Below are 17,890 nucleotides of genomic sequence, written 5' to 3' on the forward strand. Positions count from 1 at the left end.
TTACCCCCTCACACTACCTTGGTAAAATGAGCGCGCTAGGCGCGCTTCGTCTTCGTCGATGGATTTCAACGATGAATGGACAAAATCGATATGAACATGCGCCGCCCGGCGGGCGCGCTCGCCATCACCGGCCAGAATGGCATCACGCAATTCCCGGTGCTGCGATGACAGCGGCTCGGTCACCTTTGGAATGACGTAAAGTTTCTCGAGGTTCTGCGAAATATTGGCTTTCAGCAGATCAAACAGCCCCTTCATCACTTCAATCAGCACCAGATTGTGCGAGGCATCGGCAATGGACAGGTGAAAGGCGGCATCCGCCTTGGCCAGTGCCATCGAATCCTCGCTGCCCTGAAGGCTGATCAGAGTTTCGAAACACTCGGAGATTCGAGCCTTGTCTTCATCCGTTGCGCGCAAGGTGGCGTGATAAGCGGCGGCCCCTTCCAGCGCGTGGCGAATTTCCAGCACGTCAAACCGGTAGGCCGGATCGCTGGCAAACAGCCGTGACAGCGGATCGACAAGTGCATTCTGCGACCAGCCGCGTGGCGGTTCCTGGACATAATTTCCACCGCCGGTGCGGCTTGTCAGACGGCCTTTGCTGGCCAGTTGCTGGATGGCTTCACGCAGCGACGAGCGCGACACCTTCAGTTCCAGTGCGAGTTGCCGTTCGGCAGGCAGGCGATCGCCCGCTTTCAGTCCGCGTGCGCTGATCAGCACCTCGATCTGTTCTGCAATGGCATCAGACAATCGAACAGTTTTCATATGGGTTTCATCGCCTTATAATTGGTCCGACCAATAAACCAATTTTATTTAAAGCAATGCCCCTGCCCTTGTCCAATAAAAACATTCGTTACTACGTCATGATCTCCCGCGGACCGCGCATTTACCGCGACTGACCACCTGATCGTGAAAATCTCAAAACAAAAAAAGCCGCCTGTCTTGTTCAGACAGGCGGCTTTTTCAGTAGGCTGTATCAGCGATTAGGAAGCGAGCTTGGCAGCCAGCTTGGCAATGTGCGCGCCCTGGTACTTTGCGCCTTCGAGTTCGATGGCCGAAGGCTGACGCGAACCGTCACCGTCGGTGATGGTCGACGCACCATAAGGCGAACCACCCTTGATTTCATCAACACCCATCTGGCCCTGGAAGGCGTATGGCAGACCGGCAACGGCCATGCCGTGGTGCAGGAAGGTTGGGATGAAGCTGAGAATGGTGGATTCCTGGCCGCCGTGCTGGGTCGCTGTGGAGGTGAATACCGAACCGAGCTTGCCAACCAGCTTGCCGTTGAACCACAGACCGCCAGTCTGGTCCCAGAAATTGCGCATCTGCGAGGCAACCGTGCCGAAACGTGTGCCAGCACCAACGATGATCGCGTCATATTCAGCCAGTTCATCAACCGTTGCGATTGGTGCTGCCTGATCCAGCTTGAAGTGCGAGGACTTGGCAACCTCTTCCGGAACCAGTTCAGGTACACGCTTTACGACAACGTCTGCACCAGCAGACTTTGCACCTTCCGCCACGGCATATGCCATGGTTTCAATGTGGCCGTAGGAGGAATAATACAGAACCAGTACTTTTGCCATTTTCTCGGTTTCCTTTGCTTGAGGGCCGAAGACCCGTTTCAGAAGTTGTAGGAGCATAATCCTGCCGCTCATCAATTACGTGACAAAGATGTAGCCCGGATGCTGCAACCTCACCAGCCGATCACATCAAGACGCACTGTTCAATGATGTTGAACGCTTTTTGTCTTGCATTCACTTTTTCGTAGCAATGACGCGCTTGCATTCCATCGGCATCGCGCTACGTTCAACAGACACAACCGCGGATTTTTCATGACCACTGCACCCGTTTCCGTTACCGCCGCCATGCTTGCCATTGGCGATGAACTGCTCTCAGGCCGCACCAAAGACAAGAATATTGGACACCTCGCCGATGTGCTTACCCTGTCGGGTATCGACCTCAAGGAAGTCCGCATTGTCGCAGACGAGCAGGATGCCATTGTCGAGGCGTTGAATGCACTGCGCAGCCGTTATGATTATGTCTTTACATCGGGCGGAATTGGTCCGACCCATGACGATATAACCGCCGATGCGGTGTCCGCAGCCTTTGGCGTGCCGTGCGTGCATGAGGCGGAAGCCATGCGCCTGCTGGCCGATATGTACCGCGCCCGTGACATGGAATTTACCGAGGCCCGCCAGCGCATGGCGCGTCTGCCTCAAGGTGCTGCCCATATCGCAAATCCTGTTTCGACCGCCCCCGGTTTCAACATCGGCAATGTCTATGTGATGGCCGGTGTGCCGCAGGTCTTTCAGGCCATGGTGCATAATGTCGTCCCGCACCTGAAAACCGGTGTGAAGCTGCTGTCGCAGTCGGTTGCCAGCCCATACGGCGAAGGCGATATCGGCACGGCACTGGGCGAAGTTCAGAAAAACCATCCTGAAACCAGCATTGGCTCCTACCCTAAATATGACGGGCAGCGATTTTCGACCGAAATCGTGGTGCGCGCTCGTGATGCGGCGGTACTGCATGCGGCAGCGCAGGCGGTTTCAGACATGCTGGAAAAGATCGGACGTGAAAAGGCTGCCGCCAGCACGTGAACCGTTAAGTGCTTTGGCGCGTTATCTTTTCACCGGACCGAAAGACGGTGAGAACTTGATCAGGATCAAGGCGACATATTTCGAGAAGGACCAGTCTCAAGACACTTGAGACGCATACCATTGAGGAGATCGTCATGAGCTACAAAACAATTCTGACCGTTCTGGACAGCACTCAAAACGCAGCAAAGGTTAGTGAATTCGCCATTGCTCTGGCGAACAGGTTCTCGTCGCATGTGATTGGCCTGCATATGGAAACCATGGCGGCTGTACCCGTCGTTGCACCCATGGAAATTCCCGATCCTGCCTCCATTCAGGCTATTCAGGATATTGCGCAAAAAGAAACAAAGGAAATTGCCCGGATTTTCGAGCAAAAACTCTCGGAAAATGGTGTGTCGCATGAGTGGCGCAGCTTCGTTTCCTCGGTTGGTTATACCTCCTCATCCGCCGTCGACAGCGCCCGTTGCACCGATATCGTGATTGCCGGACAGAGCGATTCATCCAGCCTTTCCGACAGCCGTTCCGATATTGAAAGCTTTCTGTTTGAAAGCGGCCGCCCGGTTCTTTTGGTGCCTTATATTCTCACCGAACCCAAACCGATCAAGCGGGTGCTGATTGCCTGGAACGGTTCACGCGAAGCCACGCGTGCGGCCTTTGATGCTCTGCCCTTCCTGAAGGAAGCGGAAAGCGTCGAGATCTTCACGGTTGATCCGCCAGAAACCGCGACGCAGTCACCGGCTATGGCTGGTGCAGAACTCGCAGCAACCCTTGCGCGCCACGGCGTGAAGGTGACCGTGGCCACCAAAGCGACCTCAGGCACGCTTTCGGCCCATGCGGCAATTGAAAACCGCCTTTCAGATGACAGTATCGATCTGCTGGTCATGGGTGCCTATACCCATTCGCGCTGGTGGGAAATGCTGTTTGGCGGCGTGACCCGCACGCTTCTGGATTCGATGACCGCGCTGACGCTGCTGTCGCGTTAAAGCTTCAAGTCCCCATCAGACCAAATAGAAAAAGGGCGGCAATTTTGCCGCCCTTTTCCATTGTTATCTGCCGTTTGATCAGTTGGTCTTCTGGTCAACGGTGATGCCGAGCGCGGCAGCAGACGCGCGGAAGATGTCGGTGTTATCAACGTAAACCTGGCTTGCAGCAGGAACGTGGTAACGGGCCAGACCATCATGCGGCTTTGCATTCTTGGTGAAAAAATCCGAACCATTGCCCTTGGCGAAAACCGGAACCAGTTCGCGTGTGTGGGTGTCGGAGTTCCAGCGCACCAGCGGCATGGCGCCAGCGCCCTGGTTGATGATGTCGGAATAGGCTTTGCTATCGGAATCCGGTCCCTGCAGCAGGCCATTGCCGTGGTCGGTGGTGACGATGATCATTGTTTCATCGAAAGAGCTGTTTTCTTCGATCCATTTGACGGCCGCTTCAACGGCTTCGTTGAATTCGATCTGCTCTTCAATGATGCGTGGCAGGTTGTTGGCATGGGCTGCCCAATCCACCGCGCCGCCCTCGACCATCAGGAAGAAACCGTCTTCATCCTTGGAGATTAGGTTCAGGGCTGCCTTGGTCATGGTGGCCAATTCAGGCTGGTTCTCCAGCTTGTCGCCAAAACCAACGCCGCTGCGGTTGAACTGGGTGGTCGCGTTGTTCTGAACGGTGCCGATGACCTTGGTCTTGTCACCGAGGTCAAGCGAACCGGCTGCCAGAGCTTCAAAGTCAGCCTTGGTTTCAATCAGCTTGTAGGCGGTTTCGCCAGATGTCAACTTGTCCCAGGTGTCTTTGCCGCCAACGTAACGATAGGCCTTGTCATCCTTTGGCTCGACTGCCTTGCCATTATTATCGAACAGCGGGTGGCCGGACCCCATGACAACGGTTGCGAGACCGCTTTCAACGATTTCCTTGCCAAGGGCTGCATATTCATTGCGGCTTGCATTATGGGCAAGGAACCCGGCCGGTGTTGCATGGCTCCACTGAACGCTGGTGACAACACCAAGGGCGCGACCGCTTTCAACGACATATTCGCCAATGTGCTTCAGCTTCTCGTCGTTGTTCGACCAGTTGATGGCGTTGTTGTAGGTTTTTACGCCGCTGGCCAGAGCCGTGGCAGCGGCAGCACTGTCTGTGTAATAAGCGCGGGTATAGTCATATCCGGTGAAATAACCGGGATAGTTACCAAGCGAACCTTCAAACACGCTGTCAGACTTTTCCGACTTCCAGAGTTCGGCAGGATCGAACGTCACGGTGCCTTCGGCAGATTTGGTCGGGGTGTTGGAGGTGTTGAGCGGATGCGTGGACGAGAACACCTTCACGTCGAAATCGTCATACACTTCATGCCCCAGCGCGCCGTGGCGATAATAGCTGGCGGCGTGCCATGTATTGATCCCTGCGCCATCCGAAATCAGCAGAATGACGTTCTTTGCCGGCTTATCCTGCGCAAACACAGGCGTCGTCAAAGTTGTGCCAATCACCAATGCGGCGACAAATTTGCTAAAAATACGCATTTTTTCTTCTCCTGCGGGAATTAGGAAACAGGAAAGCAGCTAGTGTAATTTTATAACAGCTGTGTGAAACGAACCAGGCGACCTGTGGAAAGCTTGATTTTTCAGCGGTGTTGCCGCTATTAGCGAAAGCCATCAACACAACACGCTCATGGTGGCTTTTCTCATGTCTTCTCTCCCCGATAAAGCTTTCCCCGTTTCATGGGATCAATTCCACAGAGATGCGCGCGCACTTGCATGGCGCCTCGCAGGTCTGAACCAGGATTTCCGCGCTATCGTCTGTATTACGCGCGGCGGTCTGGTACCTGCCGCAATCATTTCGCGCGAACTGAACATCCGTCTCATCGAGACAGTTTGCATCGCGTCTTACCATGACTACGTCAATCAGGGTGAGATGAACCTGCTGAAGGGCATTTCGCCTGAACTGACCACCGAACAGGGCAAGGGCATTCTGGTGGTGGACGATCTGACCGACACCGGCAAGACCGCTTCGGAAGTGCGCGACATGTTGCCACAAGCGCATTTTGCCTGTGTCTACGCAAAGCCATCAGGCGTGCCGATGATCGACACTTTCGTGACAGAGGTCAGCCAGGACACCTGGATCTATTTCCCATGGGACATGGGCTTCTCCTATCAGGAGCCAATTGCCAAGGGTTCGCGCGGCTGATCCGCGTCATTGCACGTCATTCTATGACATCTCAAAAGGCTGCGCTTGGCGCGGCCTTTTTTGTGTCAGCCATTCGGCTCCAGCAGCACCGGACCAACACTGTTTTCACCCAGCACGTCACCGGGGTTGCGCAAGGGACATTCATCGGTGGACAGACAGCCGCAGCCGATACAGCCGGTCAACTGGTCGCGCAGCCGTGTCAGCCGGGCAATACGGTCATCGAGGTCTGAGCGCCAATCCGCCGCCAATCGCTGCCAATCCTTCGAATTGGGTGTTCGCTCATCCGGCAATGCGCCAAGCGCGCCCTGTATTTCCTTCAGTGGAATACCGGCACGTTGCGCAACCTTGATAATGGCGATGCGGCGCAGCACATCACGCCCGTAACGCCGGTGGTTGGCACTGGTGCGCCAGCCCTTGATCAGCCCTTCAGCCTCATAAAAATGCAAGGTTGACACGGCAACACCGGCGCGTTCCGCCACCTCGCCCACACTCAAGTCCCGCATAATCGGCAATTGCCGAAGTTTTTTTGTCATCACTATTGACCTCAACCTTACTTGAGGAACTACCACACGGATTATTCAACACCAAAGGATTTTCCATGACTGACAAAACACTTTCCATCCGCGTCATTATTGGCAGTGCCCGCTCCGTGCGTTTTGCAGATGTGATGACGGCCTGGGTCAGTGAGCAACTGGCGGCAATGCCGCATATCAAGGTTGAGGTGCTGGACCCGCGTGAACTGAACCTGCCGCAAGGACATTGTATGGATGTGGAGCCGGCGAAGAAACTGCGCGAGAGCCTCAACTCTGCCGATGCCTTCATCGTCATCACACCGGAATATAATCGCAGCTACACTGGTGCGCTTAAGATACTGATCGATTCCGCCTATGAGGAATGGAACGCAAAACCCGTCGGTTTTGTTTGCTATGGTGGCATTTCCGGCGGCCTTCGCGCCGTCGAGCAGCTTCGTCCGGTGTTTTCCGAACTGCATGCGGTGACCACACGGGATGTGGTCAGCTTTGCCAATCCCTGGAAAAGCGTTGGCCCGGATGGACGGCTGGATGCCGGCACCTCTGCGACAACCGCATTCGAGACCATGATGACCAAGTTGCAATGGTGGGCCTACACGCTGAAACAGGGACGTGAGGTGACGCCTTACCGAAAGACTGCATAATGAAAGAGCACAGCCTTGCCCTGAAGGGCACCTTGTTGTTCGTGGCGACCCTGACCATCATGGCCGGCACCACGGTGGCACCTTCCCTTCCCGCCATTGAGCAGACCTTTGCCGGTACAGAGCATGTCGCGCTTTTGAGCCGCATGGTGTTGACACTGCCGGCGATATTCGTGGCGATGTCGGCACCCATTGCCGGCATTCTGGCAGACCGGTTTGGCCGTAAAAAGCTGCTGGTCATCAGCATGCTGCTGTATGGCCTCTCCGGCATGTCCGGCCTTCTGGCCGACAATCTGTTTTTCCTGTTGGTTGGCAGAGCCGTTCTCGGGTTGGCGATTGGCGGCATCATGACCGTCGGCACCACGCTGGCTGGCGATTATTTTACCGGCACCGAGCGGGAAAGCTATCTTGGCCTGCAACAGGCATTCACGCAATTTGGCGGTGTTGCCTTTGTGGTGACCGGCGGTATTCTGGCCGATATTCACTGGCGGGTGCCTTTTGCGATCTATGCCGCCTCGTTCCTTATTCTGCCGGCAGTGCTGGCATTTCTGAGCGAGCCGGCCAAAAAGACAGCACCATCAGGGGGCCCGGCAAAAGCTGTGGTGTCCGCAAACTGGTCGCAGGTGCTGTTGCTGGCACTGGCGACCTATCTGATCAATGTGCTGTTTTACACCGTGCCATCACAGCTGCCATTTTTCCTGCGGCATCTGGAGATCGACAGTGCCAGCGCTATCGGCTATGCCATTGGCACCTTCAATCTGGCTGGCGCGCTCGTTGCTATGAGCTTTGGCCTGTTGCGATCGCGTTTGGCGGTGCCTGGCATTCTTGCTGGTGGGCTTGCTCTCATGGCAACCGGCTTTCTGATGCTTGCGCAGGCAAGTGGCATGGTCTCGGCACTGGTTGCGCTGTGTGTGCTCGGCACCGGACTTGGTGTGGTGATGCCCAGCATCATGTCGCTGACAATCAAGATCGCACCACCTGCCCTGCGCGGCCGCATTGCAGGACTGGTCACGGCGTCGATGTTTCTCGGGCATTTCACATCGCCGCTTGCCAGCCAACCCTGGATCGGCTGGTTTGGTTTCGAGGCGCTTTACCGCGATATCTCCATTGCATTTGCCGCCATGGCCGTCATCGCCATCGCCGCCGCTAGCGTGCGGCGCTGGGCTGTGTGAAATCCGCGTAACATATCTGCCCTCAGGACACGCGTTCTGAGGGCATTTTTCTGCAGACGAAATATCCATAGATCCGGCCCAGTCCCTAGCCCTAGTGGTGCTGAGAGAATCAGCCAACCACGGCTGCGACAAAAAAAATGTGCCCGCCCGCAAATATTGTTTGAGACGAATGTAATGGGCAGCCACGGCAAAGTGTGGTGCTTTTGGTGACAGACAAGCGAAAACTTCACTTATCTGCGCTTTTCTGGACAGATCGTCATTTTCGCGGTTTTTGGCAAAAAACTGGGGATGGAATTGCCGTCAAAAATAGCTGTAACAAAATGTGACATTTTAAAGATAGCCCAGTAAATAGGGCTTTTCGCGAGTTCACGTGCAGTAAGTCGCTGTGGACACTGTTTCAGCAATCCGCGCCAAGTATCTGAAATTTATAGCAGGTTTTGCTTTCCCCGTTTTCCACAGCCTCCCCACACAATATCTTGTGGTTAACAAGAGGTTGCAAACTAAGGCTTGACGGAATCACTGCAAATCTCGAAAGTAGCAAACATGTTGCGGCGGTAACTGAATCGGTGAACGAGGCCGGTTCTTTTCAGTTTCAGTACACGCGTTTGTCTGCGTTTCGGCCATGAGAGGCATGGAGCGTGAGACTTTTTGTGATCTGAATTTACCGCCGGAAATATGATGCGGGGACTGGTAGCAAGAAACTGTTAATACTATATATAGTATGCTTGCAGCCGAAATCACCACGAGATACAGGATGCCCATCTACGGATGAACATCCCATTCAGATCGGCAACACCCGGCTGCGCGCGATAACGCGAAGTCGGACCGGATTATTGCGCCCCCTTGACGGGCGCCAATTGGACGAGGAACGAACACAATGCGCATTGAACGCCGCTTCACGAAGCCAGGCCAGACGCCTTACGCGGACATCGACTTCCGCAAGGCCGTCAGCGAAATCAAGAACCCGGACGGTTCTATCGTTTTCCGTCTGGCGGATATCGACGTTCCCACGCAGTTCAGCCAGGTTGCGACCGACGTTCTGGCGCAGAAATATTTCCGCAAGGCCGGCGTCCCTAAGTTCCTGAAAAAGGTTGAAGAGAACGACGTTCCGTCCTTCCTGTGGCGTTCGGTTGCCGACGAGAAGGCCCTGAAGGAACTGCCGGAAGGCGAGCGTTACGGTTCTGAAACTGATGCGCGCCAGGTGTTTGATCGTCTGGCTGGCACATGGGCCTACTGGGGCTGGAAGGGCAAATATTTCTCGTCCGAAGAAGATGCTCTCGCCTTCCGTGACGAGCTTGCCTACATGCTGGCCAGCCAGCGCGTTGCACCAAACTCTCCACAGTGGTTCAACACCGGTCTGCACTGGGCCTATGGCATTGATGGTCCTGGCCAGGGCCACTTCTATGTTGACCCCTTCACCGGCAAGCTGACCAAGTCCAAGTCGTCTTACGAACATCCGCAGCCACATGCCTGCTTCATCCAGTCCGTTGAAGACGATCTGGTCAATGAAGGCGGCATCATGGACCTGTGGGTGCGTGAAGCCCGTCTGTTCAAATACGGCTCCGGTACCGGTTCCAACTTCTCCTATCTGCGTGGCGAAGGCGAAAAGCTTTCCGGCGGTGGCAAGTCTTCCGGCCTGATGAGCTTCCTCAAGATCGGTGACCGCGCAGCTGGCGCCATCAAGTCCGGCGGCACGACCCGCCGTGCGGCCAAGATGGTGGTTGTTGATGTCGACCACCCGGACATCGAAGCCTATATCGACTGGAAGGTGAAGGAAGAGCAGAAGGTTGCTGCCCTCGTTACCGGTTCCAAGATCGTTGCCAAGCACCTCAAGGCCATCATGAAGGCCTGCGTGAACTGCGAAGCCGACAATGGCGATTGCTTCGACCCTGCAAAGAACCCTGCCCTGAAGCGCGAAATCCGCGCTGCCAAGAAGGATCAGGTCGCAGAAAACTACATCAAGCGCGTTATCCAGTTTGCCCAGCAGGGTTACAAGGACATCGAGTTCAAGACCTATGACACGGACTGGGATTCGGAAGCCTACCTGACCGTTTCGGGCCAGAATTCCAACAACTCCGTTTCGCTGAAGGATGACTTCCTGCGCGCCGTTGAAAATGACGGTGACTGGAACCTGACGGCACGCCGCGACGGCAAGGTCATGAAGACCTTGAAGGCACGTGACCTGTGGGAGAAGATTTCCCATGCCGCATGGGCATCGGCTGACCCAGGCCTGCACTTCAACACTACCATGAACGACTGGCACACGTCGCCAGCTGCCGGCCCGATCCGCGCGTCCAACCCGTGCTCGGAATACATGTTCCTTGACGACACGGCCTGCAACCTCGCCTCGCTGAACCTCATCCAGTTCAAGGATGCGGCCACCAAGCGCATCAACATTGCAGACTACGAACACGCCGTTCGCCTGTGGACCGTTGTTCTCGAAGTGTCCGTGATGATGGCGCAGTTCCCATCGCGTCAGATTGCTGAACGGTCCTATGAGTACCGCACACTCGGTCTCGGTTACGCCAACATCGGCGGTTTCCTGATGTCTTCGGGCATTCCGTATGACAGCGATGAAGGCCGCGCCATTGCCGGTGCGCTGACCGCGATCATGACCGGTATTTCCTACGCCACATCGGCTGAAATGGCTGGCGAGCTTGGTCCGTTCCCGGGCTTTGCACCGAACCGCGACAACATGCTGCGCGTTATCCGTAACCACCGCCGCGCCGCCCACGGTCTGGCCTATGGTTATGAAGAGCTGTCGGTAAACCCGGTTGCCCTGATCCACGCAGACTGCACCGACCCTGACCTCGTCACACATGCCATGGCAGCGTGGGACAAGGCGCTGGAACTTGGTGAAGTCAACGGTTACCGCAACGCCCAGACCACCGTTATCGCGCCAACTGGCACGATCGGCCTCGTCATGGATTGCGACACCACCGGTATCGAGCCTGACTTTGCGCTGGTAAAGTTCAAGAAGCTGGCCGGCGGCGGTTACTTCAAGATCATCAACCGCGCTGTTCCGGAATCCCTGCGTTCGCTCGGTTACTCCGAAAGCCAGATCGCTGAAATCGAAGCTTACGCTGTCGGTCATGGCAACCTCAACCAGGCACCGGCCATCAACCCGACCACGCTGAAGGCCAAGGGCTTCACCGATGAGAAGATTGAAGCCGTCAATGCTGCCCTGAAGAGCGCCTTCGACATCAAGTTCGTGTTCAACCAGTGGACACTCGGTGCGGACTTCCTGAAGGACACGCTGAAGGTTTCCGACGAGCAGCTGGCCGACATGAGCTTCAACCTCTTGGAGCACATCGGTTTTGCCAAGAAGGACATCGAAGCAGCAAACGTTCACGTTTGCGGTGCGATGACACTGGAAGGTTCGCCGTTCCTCAAGAACGAAGATCTGGCCGTGTTCGATTGCGCCAACCCATGTGGCAAGATCGGCAAGCGTTACCTCTCGGTAGAATCCCACATCCGCATGATGGCGGCTGCCCAGCCATTCATCTCCGGTGCGATCTCCAAGACGATCAACATGCCGAATGATGCAACGGTGGAAGATTGCGGTGCAGCCTACATGCTGTCCTGGAAGCTGGCACTGAAGGCCAACGCCCTTTACCGCGACGGTTCCAAGCTGTCGCAGCCGCTCAATTCCTCGCTGGTTGAGGATGAGGACGACGAAGACGCACTGGAAGAGCTGATGCAGCAGCCACTTGCGGCACAGGCCGTCACCATCACCGAAAAGATCGTTGAGCGTGTTGTCGAGCGTGTCAGCCGCGAGCGTGAAAAGCTGCCAAACCGTCGTCAGGGTTACACCCAGAAGGCTGCTGTCGGTGGTCACAAGGTTTACCTGCGCACCGGCGAATTCGGTGACGGTCGCATCGGCGAAATCTTCATCGACATGCACAAGGAAGGCGCTGCTTTCCGTGCGATGATGAACAACTTCGCCATCGCCATCTCGCTCGGCCTGCAATATGGCGTGCCGCTGGAAGAATATGTGGAGGCCTTCACCTTCACCAAGTTCGAACCGGCTGGCATGGTCATCGGTAACGACGCGATCAAGAACGCAACCTCGATCCTCGACTACGTGTTCCGCGAACTCGCCGTGTCCTACCTTGGCCGTCACGATCTCGCACATGTCGACACATCGGACTTCTCCAACACGGCACTCGGCAAGGGCATTCAGGAAGGCAAGACCAACCTGGTATCCACTGGCTGGACCCGCGGTTACAAGCCAACGCTGGTTTCCAACAGCGAACGCGCTTCCTCCGAGCCGAAGGGTGCAGCAACAGCGGCGCCTGCGCGTGCTTCGGCAAGCGTGACCGCGTTCAGCGGCAGCGCCGTGCGCAAGCTGGAAGTGGCAACTGCCGTTTCCACCTCTGAAATCGTCGCCTTCAAGCGCGATTATGAAGAGCGCGCCAAGGAACTGGCGGAAGAGATTGCCGAGGAATCACTGGCAACCGAAACCGAACAGGCCGCAACAGCCCTCTTCTCCGACAAGGCCGCTGCCGACGCAGCCTCAGCCAAGACGGAAGCCAAGAAGGTGGAAAACGAACGCCGCATGCGCTCGATTGCTCAAGGCTACACCGGCAACATGTGCTCCGAGTGCCAGAACTTCACCATGGTGCGTAACGGCACCTGCGAGAAGTGCGACACATGCGGCGCGACAAGCGGTTGCAGCTGATCAGTTCGCAGAATAGCGACTGTGCGACGTCACTAAGTTGGTGACTAAGCCACTGAAATGTCATTGGATCAGCGTTTTGATCGCTGGTTAAGAATTCTCCCGGCCGCTTCCGCAGTCGGGAGAACCAGAAAACTGAAAGCTAATTCGTTGGTGGACGAGCAGGATGCGACGCTGAGGTCAATACCATGACACGCGCGTTCCAAATTCGGTCAAGGATTGAAATATGACTCAGTATTTCTTCGACAAAGGGGGGAGATGGATCGCCTTTAGACGCTCCCCGGAAGACAAGTACCTATTCGACGCTCGCGGCAAATGGATAGGCTGGTTTCCTTGGGGTGACGGGGATGCAGTCAATACAGCCGGAGCGTATCTCGGTTCAATCTTTGGAAACCGCCTCCTACGGAAAACATCGGCGCCGTACCGAGGGCACCCAAGCTATCCTGGGTATCCAGGCTATCCTGGATACCCAGGATACCCGGGTTATGCCGGTTACGCAGGGTTTATGCCTGGGACAGCAGACGTAAAGCTCAGGAGCTAACCCCTTAGTTTCAACAAATCCATGCGGAGTGCTGGTGTCATTCGTCCCGAGCGCTTTTTTCAGAGCTCGCGCAAACGGCGTGCATGGCCCAAGAAAGGCAGATTGATGGCGATCCTTGGGTTCAATCTTCAGAAGGGGGAATTGCACTTCTGTTTGATGGAAGGCACTAGAGCTGATCCGCGTTACCTCATGCATGATCGTCATCGGTTCGAAGTAGATCAACCGAAACCAGAAATGGCAAATTTTTTTAAGCAAACATTCAATGAGTTAATTGAGGCACGTCAGCCACAAGGTCTTGCATACCGTCTGTCAATGGATGGAAAGAAGGCTGATCAGATTGCCTACTTAACCTTCCCCTTCGGAATCCTTACCCTCGTTGCGCATGAAAGAGGTTTGGCTGCTGACCAATCCACCATCCACACCTTCACGAAGAAAGCCTTGGCGTATCCGGGTGACAAGTTCGCAGCTTGTGACGAGCGGATTGTTGATAGTCCCGCCGCATGGCCGAACGCGGCAAAGCTTGCTGCCCTGGCGGCTTGGATGAGCCTTTGATATCCGCTGTCGCTCCCCTGACGTTCCAACCCGGCGACATCGTACTGAACAAGTACGAGATCATTAGGCCACTCGGAAGCGGTCAGTTTGGAGATGTTTTCTATGTCATCAACCGAAATCTCGGCCGTCAGTCTGCACTGAAGCTGGTCAGAGTCGCCAATCCCATAGAACATCGCGCGGTGGTCGAGGCACAGGCACAAAACCTGTGCGGCCATGACCACGTGGTAAAGATACTCACAGCCGACGTCTTCGACGGTGCAGTCCTCATTGAGATGGAATACCTAGAAGGCGGATCGCTGGCGGATCGGTTACATGGGGAATTTGTCCCGGTCATTGAAACCATCGGTTACCTGAAACAAATCCTTTTCGCTCTTGAGCACGCCCACAATCGCGGAATTGTCCACCGCGACGTCAAGCCGGGCAACATCATGCTGACGGGTGCCATCGCAAAACTTTCTGACTTCGGCACTGTCATCCATCCAGAGAGCGGCGTGAAGGTTACAGAGCTGTTCTACAGGCCGCACGCCTCGCCTGAGGCCATCAATAACATGGAGTTCTCTGCCGCCAGCGACGTTTTCGCAGCAGGTATGACACTGCTTCGTGCTGTGAACAACATGACCGGTTGGGACGCGGTCTTGGGAAGCGATAGGTGGCCTACGCTTGTCAAGGAAGGGAAACTTGCGAGCCAAGTAGGATTCGCCGATTACACTCCACCTAAGCTGAAGCGTATCATCAAAAAGGCGATAAATCCCATCGTTGCAGACAGGTATCAGACTGCTGCCGCTCTTCGACAGGAGCTTGAGCGGCTACGGCCCGCTCGGCGGTGGGTTCGTTTGAACGATAACGAATGGATATGTACCGTCGAAGGTAAGGAGGAGCGTGCCTCACTCCAACTCGGCATCAACCCGACTGTCGAGTATACAATCGGCGGACGTCGCCGTCGCTCGGATTGCAAACGCTACGATACGGAGCGCGAAGCACGCGCGCGTCTTGCAGAGCTGGTTGCGCGCTCCACGCTAGCATGAAGGTCTGTGCTGGAAGCCCCCCCGCCTCCCTCTTCCCTGTGCTCGGGCTTGACCCGAGGGATGTCACAGGAGTCCGGTCATCCCCAGTCTTGGGGATGATAAGACTTCTTTCCGTCGCCAGACGCACGTCGACTGGATGCTTGTGACAAGCACGAGGCATGAGGCCGGGTGTGGCACTGTCGGTGCTAAGCAATGAGCGTTGCGGAAGAAAATGTTGCGGTAGAATGAGTAGACACAGCACCAGATGTGGAACCCCTCACCTGAAAAATCTATGACTTAGCGTTGCTAAGACCATGATTTTTCTTCCTCTCCCACAAGGGTAGAGGTAAAGGCGCCAGCGGCGCCGCTTCGCCTTATGGACAGCGTTTGAGATGTTTCTCAATGAGTACCGCCGCGCATCTGCAAACATCACTTCAGTCTCAGCGGTCGTCTAACTTGCTGGATGGGCGCGGCACCCAGCCATCTCTACCCTTGTGGGAGAGAAAGCGATTTCAACATCTTAAGGCGAAGCCATAAGTGTTAGAAATCGCAAGTGAGGGGTGATTTCGATGCCTCAGCGTTATGCATGACCTCCCTCTTCCCTGTGCTCGTCACACAGATCCAGTAGTCACGCGTCTGCGTGACGGAAAAAGTCTATTCAGCCCCAAGACTGGGGCTGGCTTGGATACCTGTGACAAGCACAAAGCATGAGGGCCGGTTGGGGTGGCCCTCAGTGTAAAACAATGCACCGACCATCTCCTCGACGTCATCCTCGCCCTTGTGGCGAGGATCTAACCACGCCAAAGACGTCAGTTTCGCATGACGAAACTTGGGCAGATACTCGGGACAAGCCCGAGCATGACGGCAAGTTTGGGTAAGACACACACCCCCCCCACCTTGATGATTGACAAAACAGATGCACAGGCATAATCCAAAGTCATCAGATGACTTTATGATTAGATCATGCAGAACCTTGAAAAAATAAGCCTGACGGAACGCGCTATCAACGCCATTCGCAGCGAGATCATCGCCGTGCGCTGGCAGGTTGGCGAGAAGCTGCCCAACGAGACCACCCTGTCGGAAATGCTGTCGATCAGCCGCGGCACGGTGCGCGAAGCCGTGCGCGTTCTGGTGGCGCAAGGGCTGCTGGAGACCCGACAAGGCTCCGGCACCTATGTGCTGTCAACCACAGACATGGCGGCACCGCTGACACAGGCACGCAGGGCAAGCCTGCGCGACCAGTTCGAGGCGCGTTGCGCACTTGATGTCGAGGCAGCACGGCTGGCCGCCATCCGCCACACACCTGAGATGATTACCGAACTGCGACGCCTGCTGGCCGAACGCGGCAATTATTCCGGTGGCGACAAGGCACTGTTCATTGCCCGTGACCTGGCGTTTCACCGGGCGGTGATAGCCGCATCCTGTAATCAGGCGATGATCGAAATCTACAATTTCTTCTCCTCCTCCATCACCGAGACCATTGAAGCGACGCTCGATGAGGAAGTTCCCGAACCCGACATGCAGGCCCATGCCGACATTGTCGATGCCATACAAACGGGCGATGCCGACAAGGCTGCCGCCGCGGTGCGGCGCTTTATGGCGCCCGTCTTTTCCACCCTTGATCGATTGCTGCTTTCATGAATTCTCATTCCCCTACTCCAGCTCACGCCACTGCCGCTCATCCTGCGCAGACGCTTGAAAATACACTTGCCGAGACACTGGAACCGCTTGGCGAAACCCTAGTTGATGCCGAGGTGGACATTGTTCCGCCGCCGGCACCACCGGCATTCAGCACAATGGGCCGTGTCATTCTTGGTGCCAGCCTGGTGCTGATTGCCTTTAACCTCAGGCCGGTATTTTCCAGCGCGTCCGCCCTGCTGCCGGAAATACGCTCCGAGCTTGGACTGTCTGCCCTTGGTGCCAGTCTGCTGACCACGCTTCCCGTGGTTTGCCTTGGTGCATTCTCGCCCTTTGCACCGCGCTTGGCACAGCGTTTCGGTTCCGAATGGACGCTGCTTGGCGTGTTGCTGCTGTTGTCGCTTGGCACCGCCTTGCGCGGTCTGTCTTCAATGCCGCTGCTGTTCATCGGCACAGCACTGGCCGGTGCCTGCATCGCTGTTGGCAATGTGTTGTTGCCGGGTCTGGTCAAACGTGACTTTCCCAAACAGGCAGCCTTGATGACCAGCCTCTACACCATGGCGCTGTGCGCCGGTGCAGCAGGTGCGGCCGGCCTGACCCTGCCACTGGAAGCCATGCTTGGCGGTTCGATGAATGCCGCCCTTGCAGCCTGGGCACTTCCTGCACTGGTGGTTGGTGCCATCTGGCTGCCGCAGGTGTTTATGGTCAAGCGCGGCGCGGTGCGCAGCGGCTTTCGTGTGGAAGGCCTGTGGCGCGACAGGCTGGCGTGGAATGTCACCCTGTTCATGGGATTGCAGTCGGCGTTGGCCTACAGCGTGTTTGGCTGGCTGGTCCCGATCCTCAGGGATCGCGGCCTTGACGGTGTCACCGCCGGTGCCGTGGTATCAATATCGGTCATGGTGCAGGCCGCCGCCTGCCTCGTTGTTCCGCATATTGCCGTGCGTGGCAAAAACCAGTCCATCATCAACGTCACACTGTGCGCATTGGCAGTTGGTGCCCTGATCGGTCTGCTGTTTGCGCCCCTTTCGACCGTGTGGATCTGGGCGGTTATTCAGGGTGTCGGCCAAGGTGGGCTGATTGCAGCCGCCATGACGGTCATCGTCCTGCGCTCCGGTGATGCACATATTGCCGCCCATCTCTCGGGCATGGCGCAATGCGTGGGTTATCTGCTGGCGGCCACCGGACCTTTGATTGTCGGTTTCATCCGCGGCTGGACAGGCAGCTTTGCCGGCTGCGCCATTCTATTCGTGGTGATTGGCACCATCGCTGCCATCAATGGCTGGTTTGCCGGACGCAATGGTCATGTCGGTGCCAGAAGTGTGGCGAGTTGAAAACTAATGGAACTATGGAGCGTGCCTCACACTCCCTCTTCCCTGTG

14 protein-coding genes are annotated in these 17,890 nt (G+C 56.1%); 10 read left to right on the forward strand and 4 right to left on the reverse strand.

Annotated features, from left to right (window positions below; translation table 11 throughout):
* Together lldR and wrbA are read right to left on the reverse strand one after the other, a co-directional pair.
* On the reverse strand, positions 1 to 759 hold the full coding sequence (gene lldR, locus M2418_RS04655; protein WP_259145032.1) for a transcriptional regulator LldR: 759 nt from the start codon (positions 757 to 759) through the stop codon (positions 1 to 3).
* Positions 760 to 977: 218 nt separating this feature from the next.
* Positions 978 to 1,577 (reverse strand): NAD(P)H:quinone oxidoreductase type IV, encoded by a 600-nt coding sequence (wrbA, locus tag M2418_RS04660; protein WP_259145037.1) that lies wholly within the window; start codon positions 1,575 to 1,577, stop codon positions 978 to 980.
* A 249-nt stretch (positions 1,578 to 1,826) separates the two neighbouring features.
* On the opposite strand from wrbA, the gene M2418_RS04665 reads away from it, so the two are divergent.
* Positions 1,827 to 2,591: a competence/damage-inducible protein A gene (locus M2418_RS04665; protein WP_250982724.1), complete on the forward strand. Its 765-nt coding sequence runs from the start codon at positions 1,827 to 1,829 to the stop codon at positions 2,589 to 2,591.
* A gap of 134 nt (positions 2,592 to 2,725) precedes the next feature.
* A complete protein-coding gene (locus M2418_RS04670) occupies positions 2,726 to 3,571 on the forward strand; it encodes a universal stress protein (protein ID WP_259145039.1) in 846 nt (281 codons plus the stop codon).
* Between the two features lie 78 nt (positions 3,572 to 3,649).
* On the opposite strand, the gene M2418_RS04675 is transcribed toward M2418_RS04670, so the two are convergent.
* Positions 3,650 to 5,092 carry an alkaline phosphatase gene (locus M2418_RS04675; protein ID WP_259145042.1) on the reverse strand — a complete coding sequence of 481 codons (1,443 nt, stop codon included), beginning with the start codon at positions 5,090 to 5,092 and terminating at the stop codon, positions 3,650 to 3,652.
* A 163-nt stretch (positions 5,093 to 5,255) separates the two neighbouring features.
* Here M2418_RS04675 and gpt point away from each other — a divergent pair, with 163 nt between their 5' ends.
* Positions 5,256 to 5,756, forward strand: coding sequence for a xanthine phosphoribosyltransferase (gene gpt / locus M2418_RS04680; RefSeq protein WP_259145043.1), 501 nt, complete (start codon positions 5,256 to 5,258; stop codon positions 5,754 to 5,756).
* Between the two features lie 65 nt (positions 5,757 to 5,821).
* Here gpt and soxR read toward each other — a convergent pair whose 3' ends face one another.
* Complete coding sequence (gene soxR, locus M2418_RS04685; RefSeq protein ID WP_259145051.1) at positions 5,822 to 6,289, reverse strand: redox-sensitive transcriptional activator SoxR; 468 nt, start codon at positions 6,287 to 6,289, stop codon at positions 5,822 to 5,824.
* 65 nt (positions 6,290 to 6,354) lie between these two features.
* Between soxR and M2418_RS04690 the strand changes: the two genes are divergently transcribed.
* The 7 genes from M2418_RS04690 (at position 6,355) to M2418_RS04720 (ending at position 17,843) form a co-directional block, all read left to right on the forward strand.
* The gene (locus M2418_RS04690; protein ID WP_259145052.1) at positions 6,355 to 6,930 is read left to right on the forward strand and encodes an NADPH-dependent FMN reductase; all 576 of its coding nucleotides are present in this window, start codon (positions 6,355 to 6,357) and stop codon (positions 6,928 to 6,930) included.
* A complete protein-coding gene (locus M2418_RS04695; protein ID WP_259145054.1) occupies positions 6,930 to 8,099 on the forward strand; it encodes an MFS transporter in 1,170 nt (389 codons plus the stop codon). The genes M2418_RS04690 and M2418_RS04695 overlap by 1 nt, the downstream gene beginning before the upstream one ends.
* A gap of 877 nt (positions 8,100 to 8,976) precedes the next feature.
* Complete coding sequence (locus tag M2418_RS04700) at positions 8,977 to 12,780, forward strand: vitamin B12-dependent ribonucleotide reductase (protein WP_259145056.1); 3,804 nt, start codon at positions 8,977 to 8,979, stop codon at positions 12,778 to 12,780.
* Between the two features lie 640 nt (positions 12,781 to 13,420).
* Positions 13,421 to 13,870 (forward strand): hypothetical protein, encoded by a 450-nt coding sequence (locus tag M2418_RS04705; RefSeq protein WP_259145057.1) that lies wholly within the window; start codon positions 13,421 to 13,423, stop codon positions 13,868 to 13,870.
* Positions 13,867 to 14,895, forward strand: coding sequence for a serine/threonine-protein kinase (locus M2418_RS04710; protein ID WP_259145059.1), 1,029 nt, complete (start codon positions 13,867 to 13,869; stop codon positions 14,893 to 14,895). Before M2418_RS04705 ends, M2418_RS04710 begins: the two co-directional genes overlap by 4 nt.
* A gap of 942 nt (positions 14,896 to 15,837) precedes the next feature.
* Positions 15,838 to 16,515: a FadR/GntR family transcriptional regulator gene (locus M2418_RS04715; protein ID WP_259145060.1), complete on the forward strand. Its 678-nt coding sequence runs from the start codon at positions 15,838 to 15,840 to the stop codon at positions 16,513 to 16,515.
* On the forward strand, positions 16,512 to 17,843 hold the full coding sequence (locus M2418_RS04720; protein WP_259145061.1) for an MFS transporter: 1,332 nt from the start codon (positions 16,512 to 16,514) through the stop codon (positions 17,841 to 17,843). Before M2418_RS04715 ends, M2418_RS04720 begins: the two co-directional genes overlap by 4 nt.
* The last annotated feature ends 47 nt before the right edge of the window (positions 17,844 to 17,890 follow it).

Origin of the sequence: Rhizobium sp. BIGb0125 (assembly GCF_024810055.1) — a bacterium.
Classification (GTDB): Bacteria; Pseudomonadota; Alphaproteobacteria; order Rhizobiales; family Rhizobiaceae; genus Agrobacterium.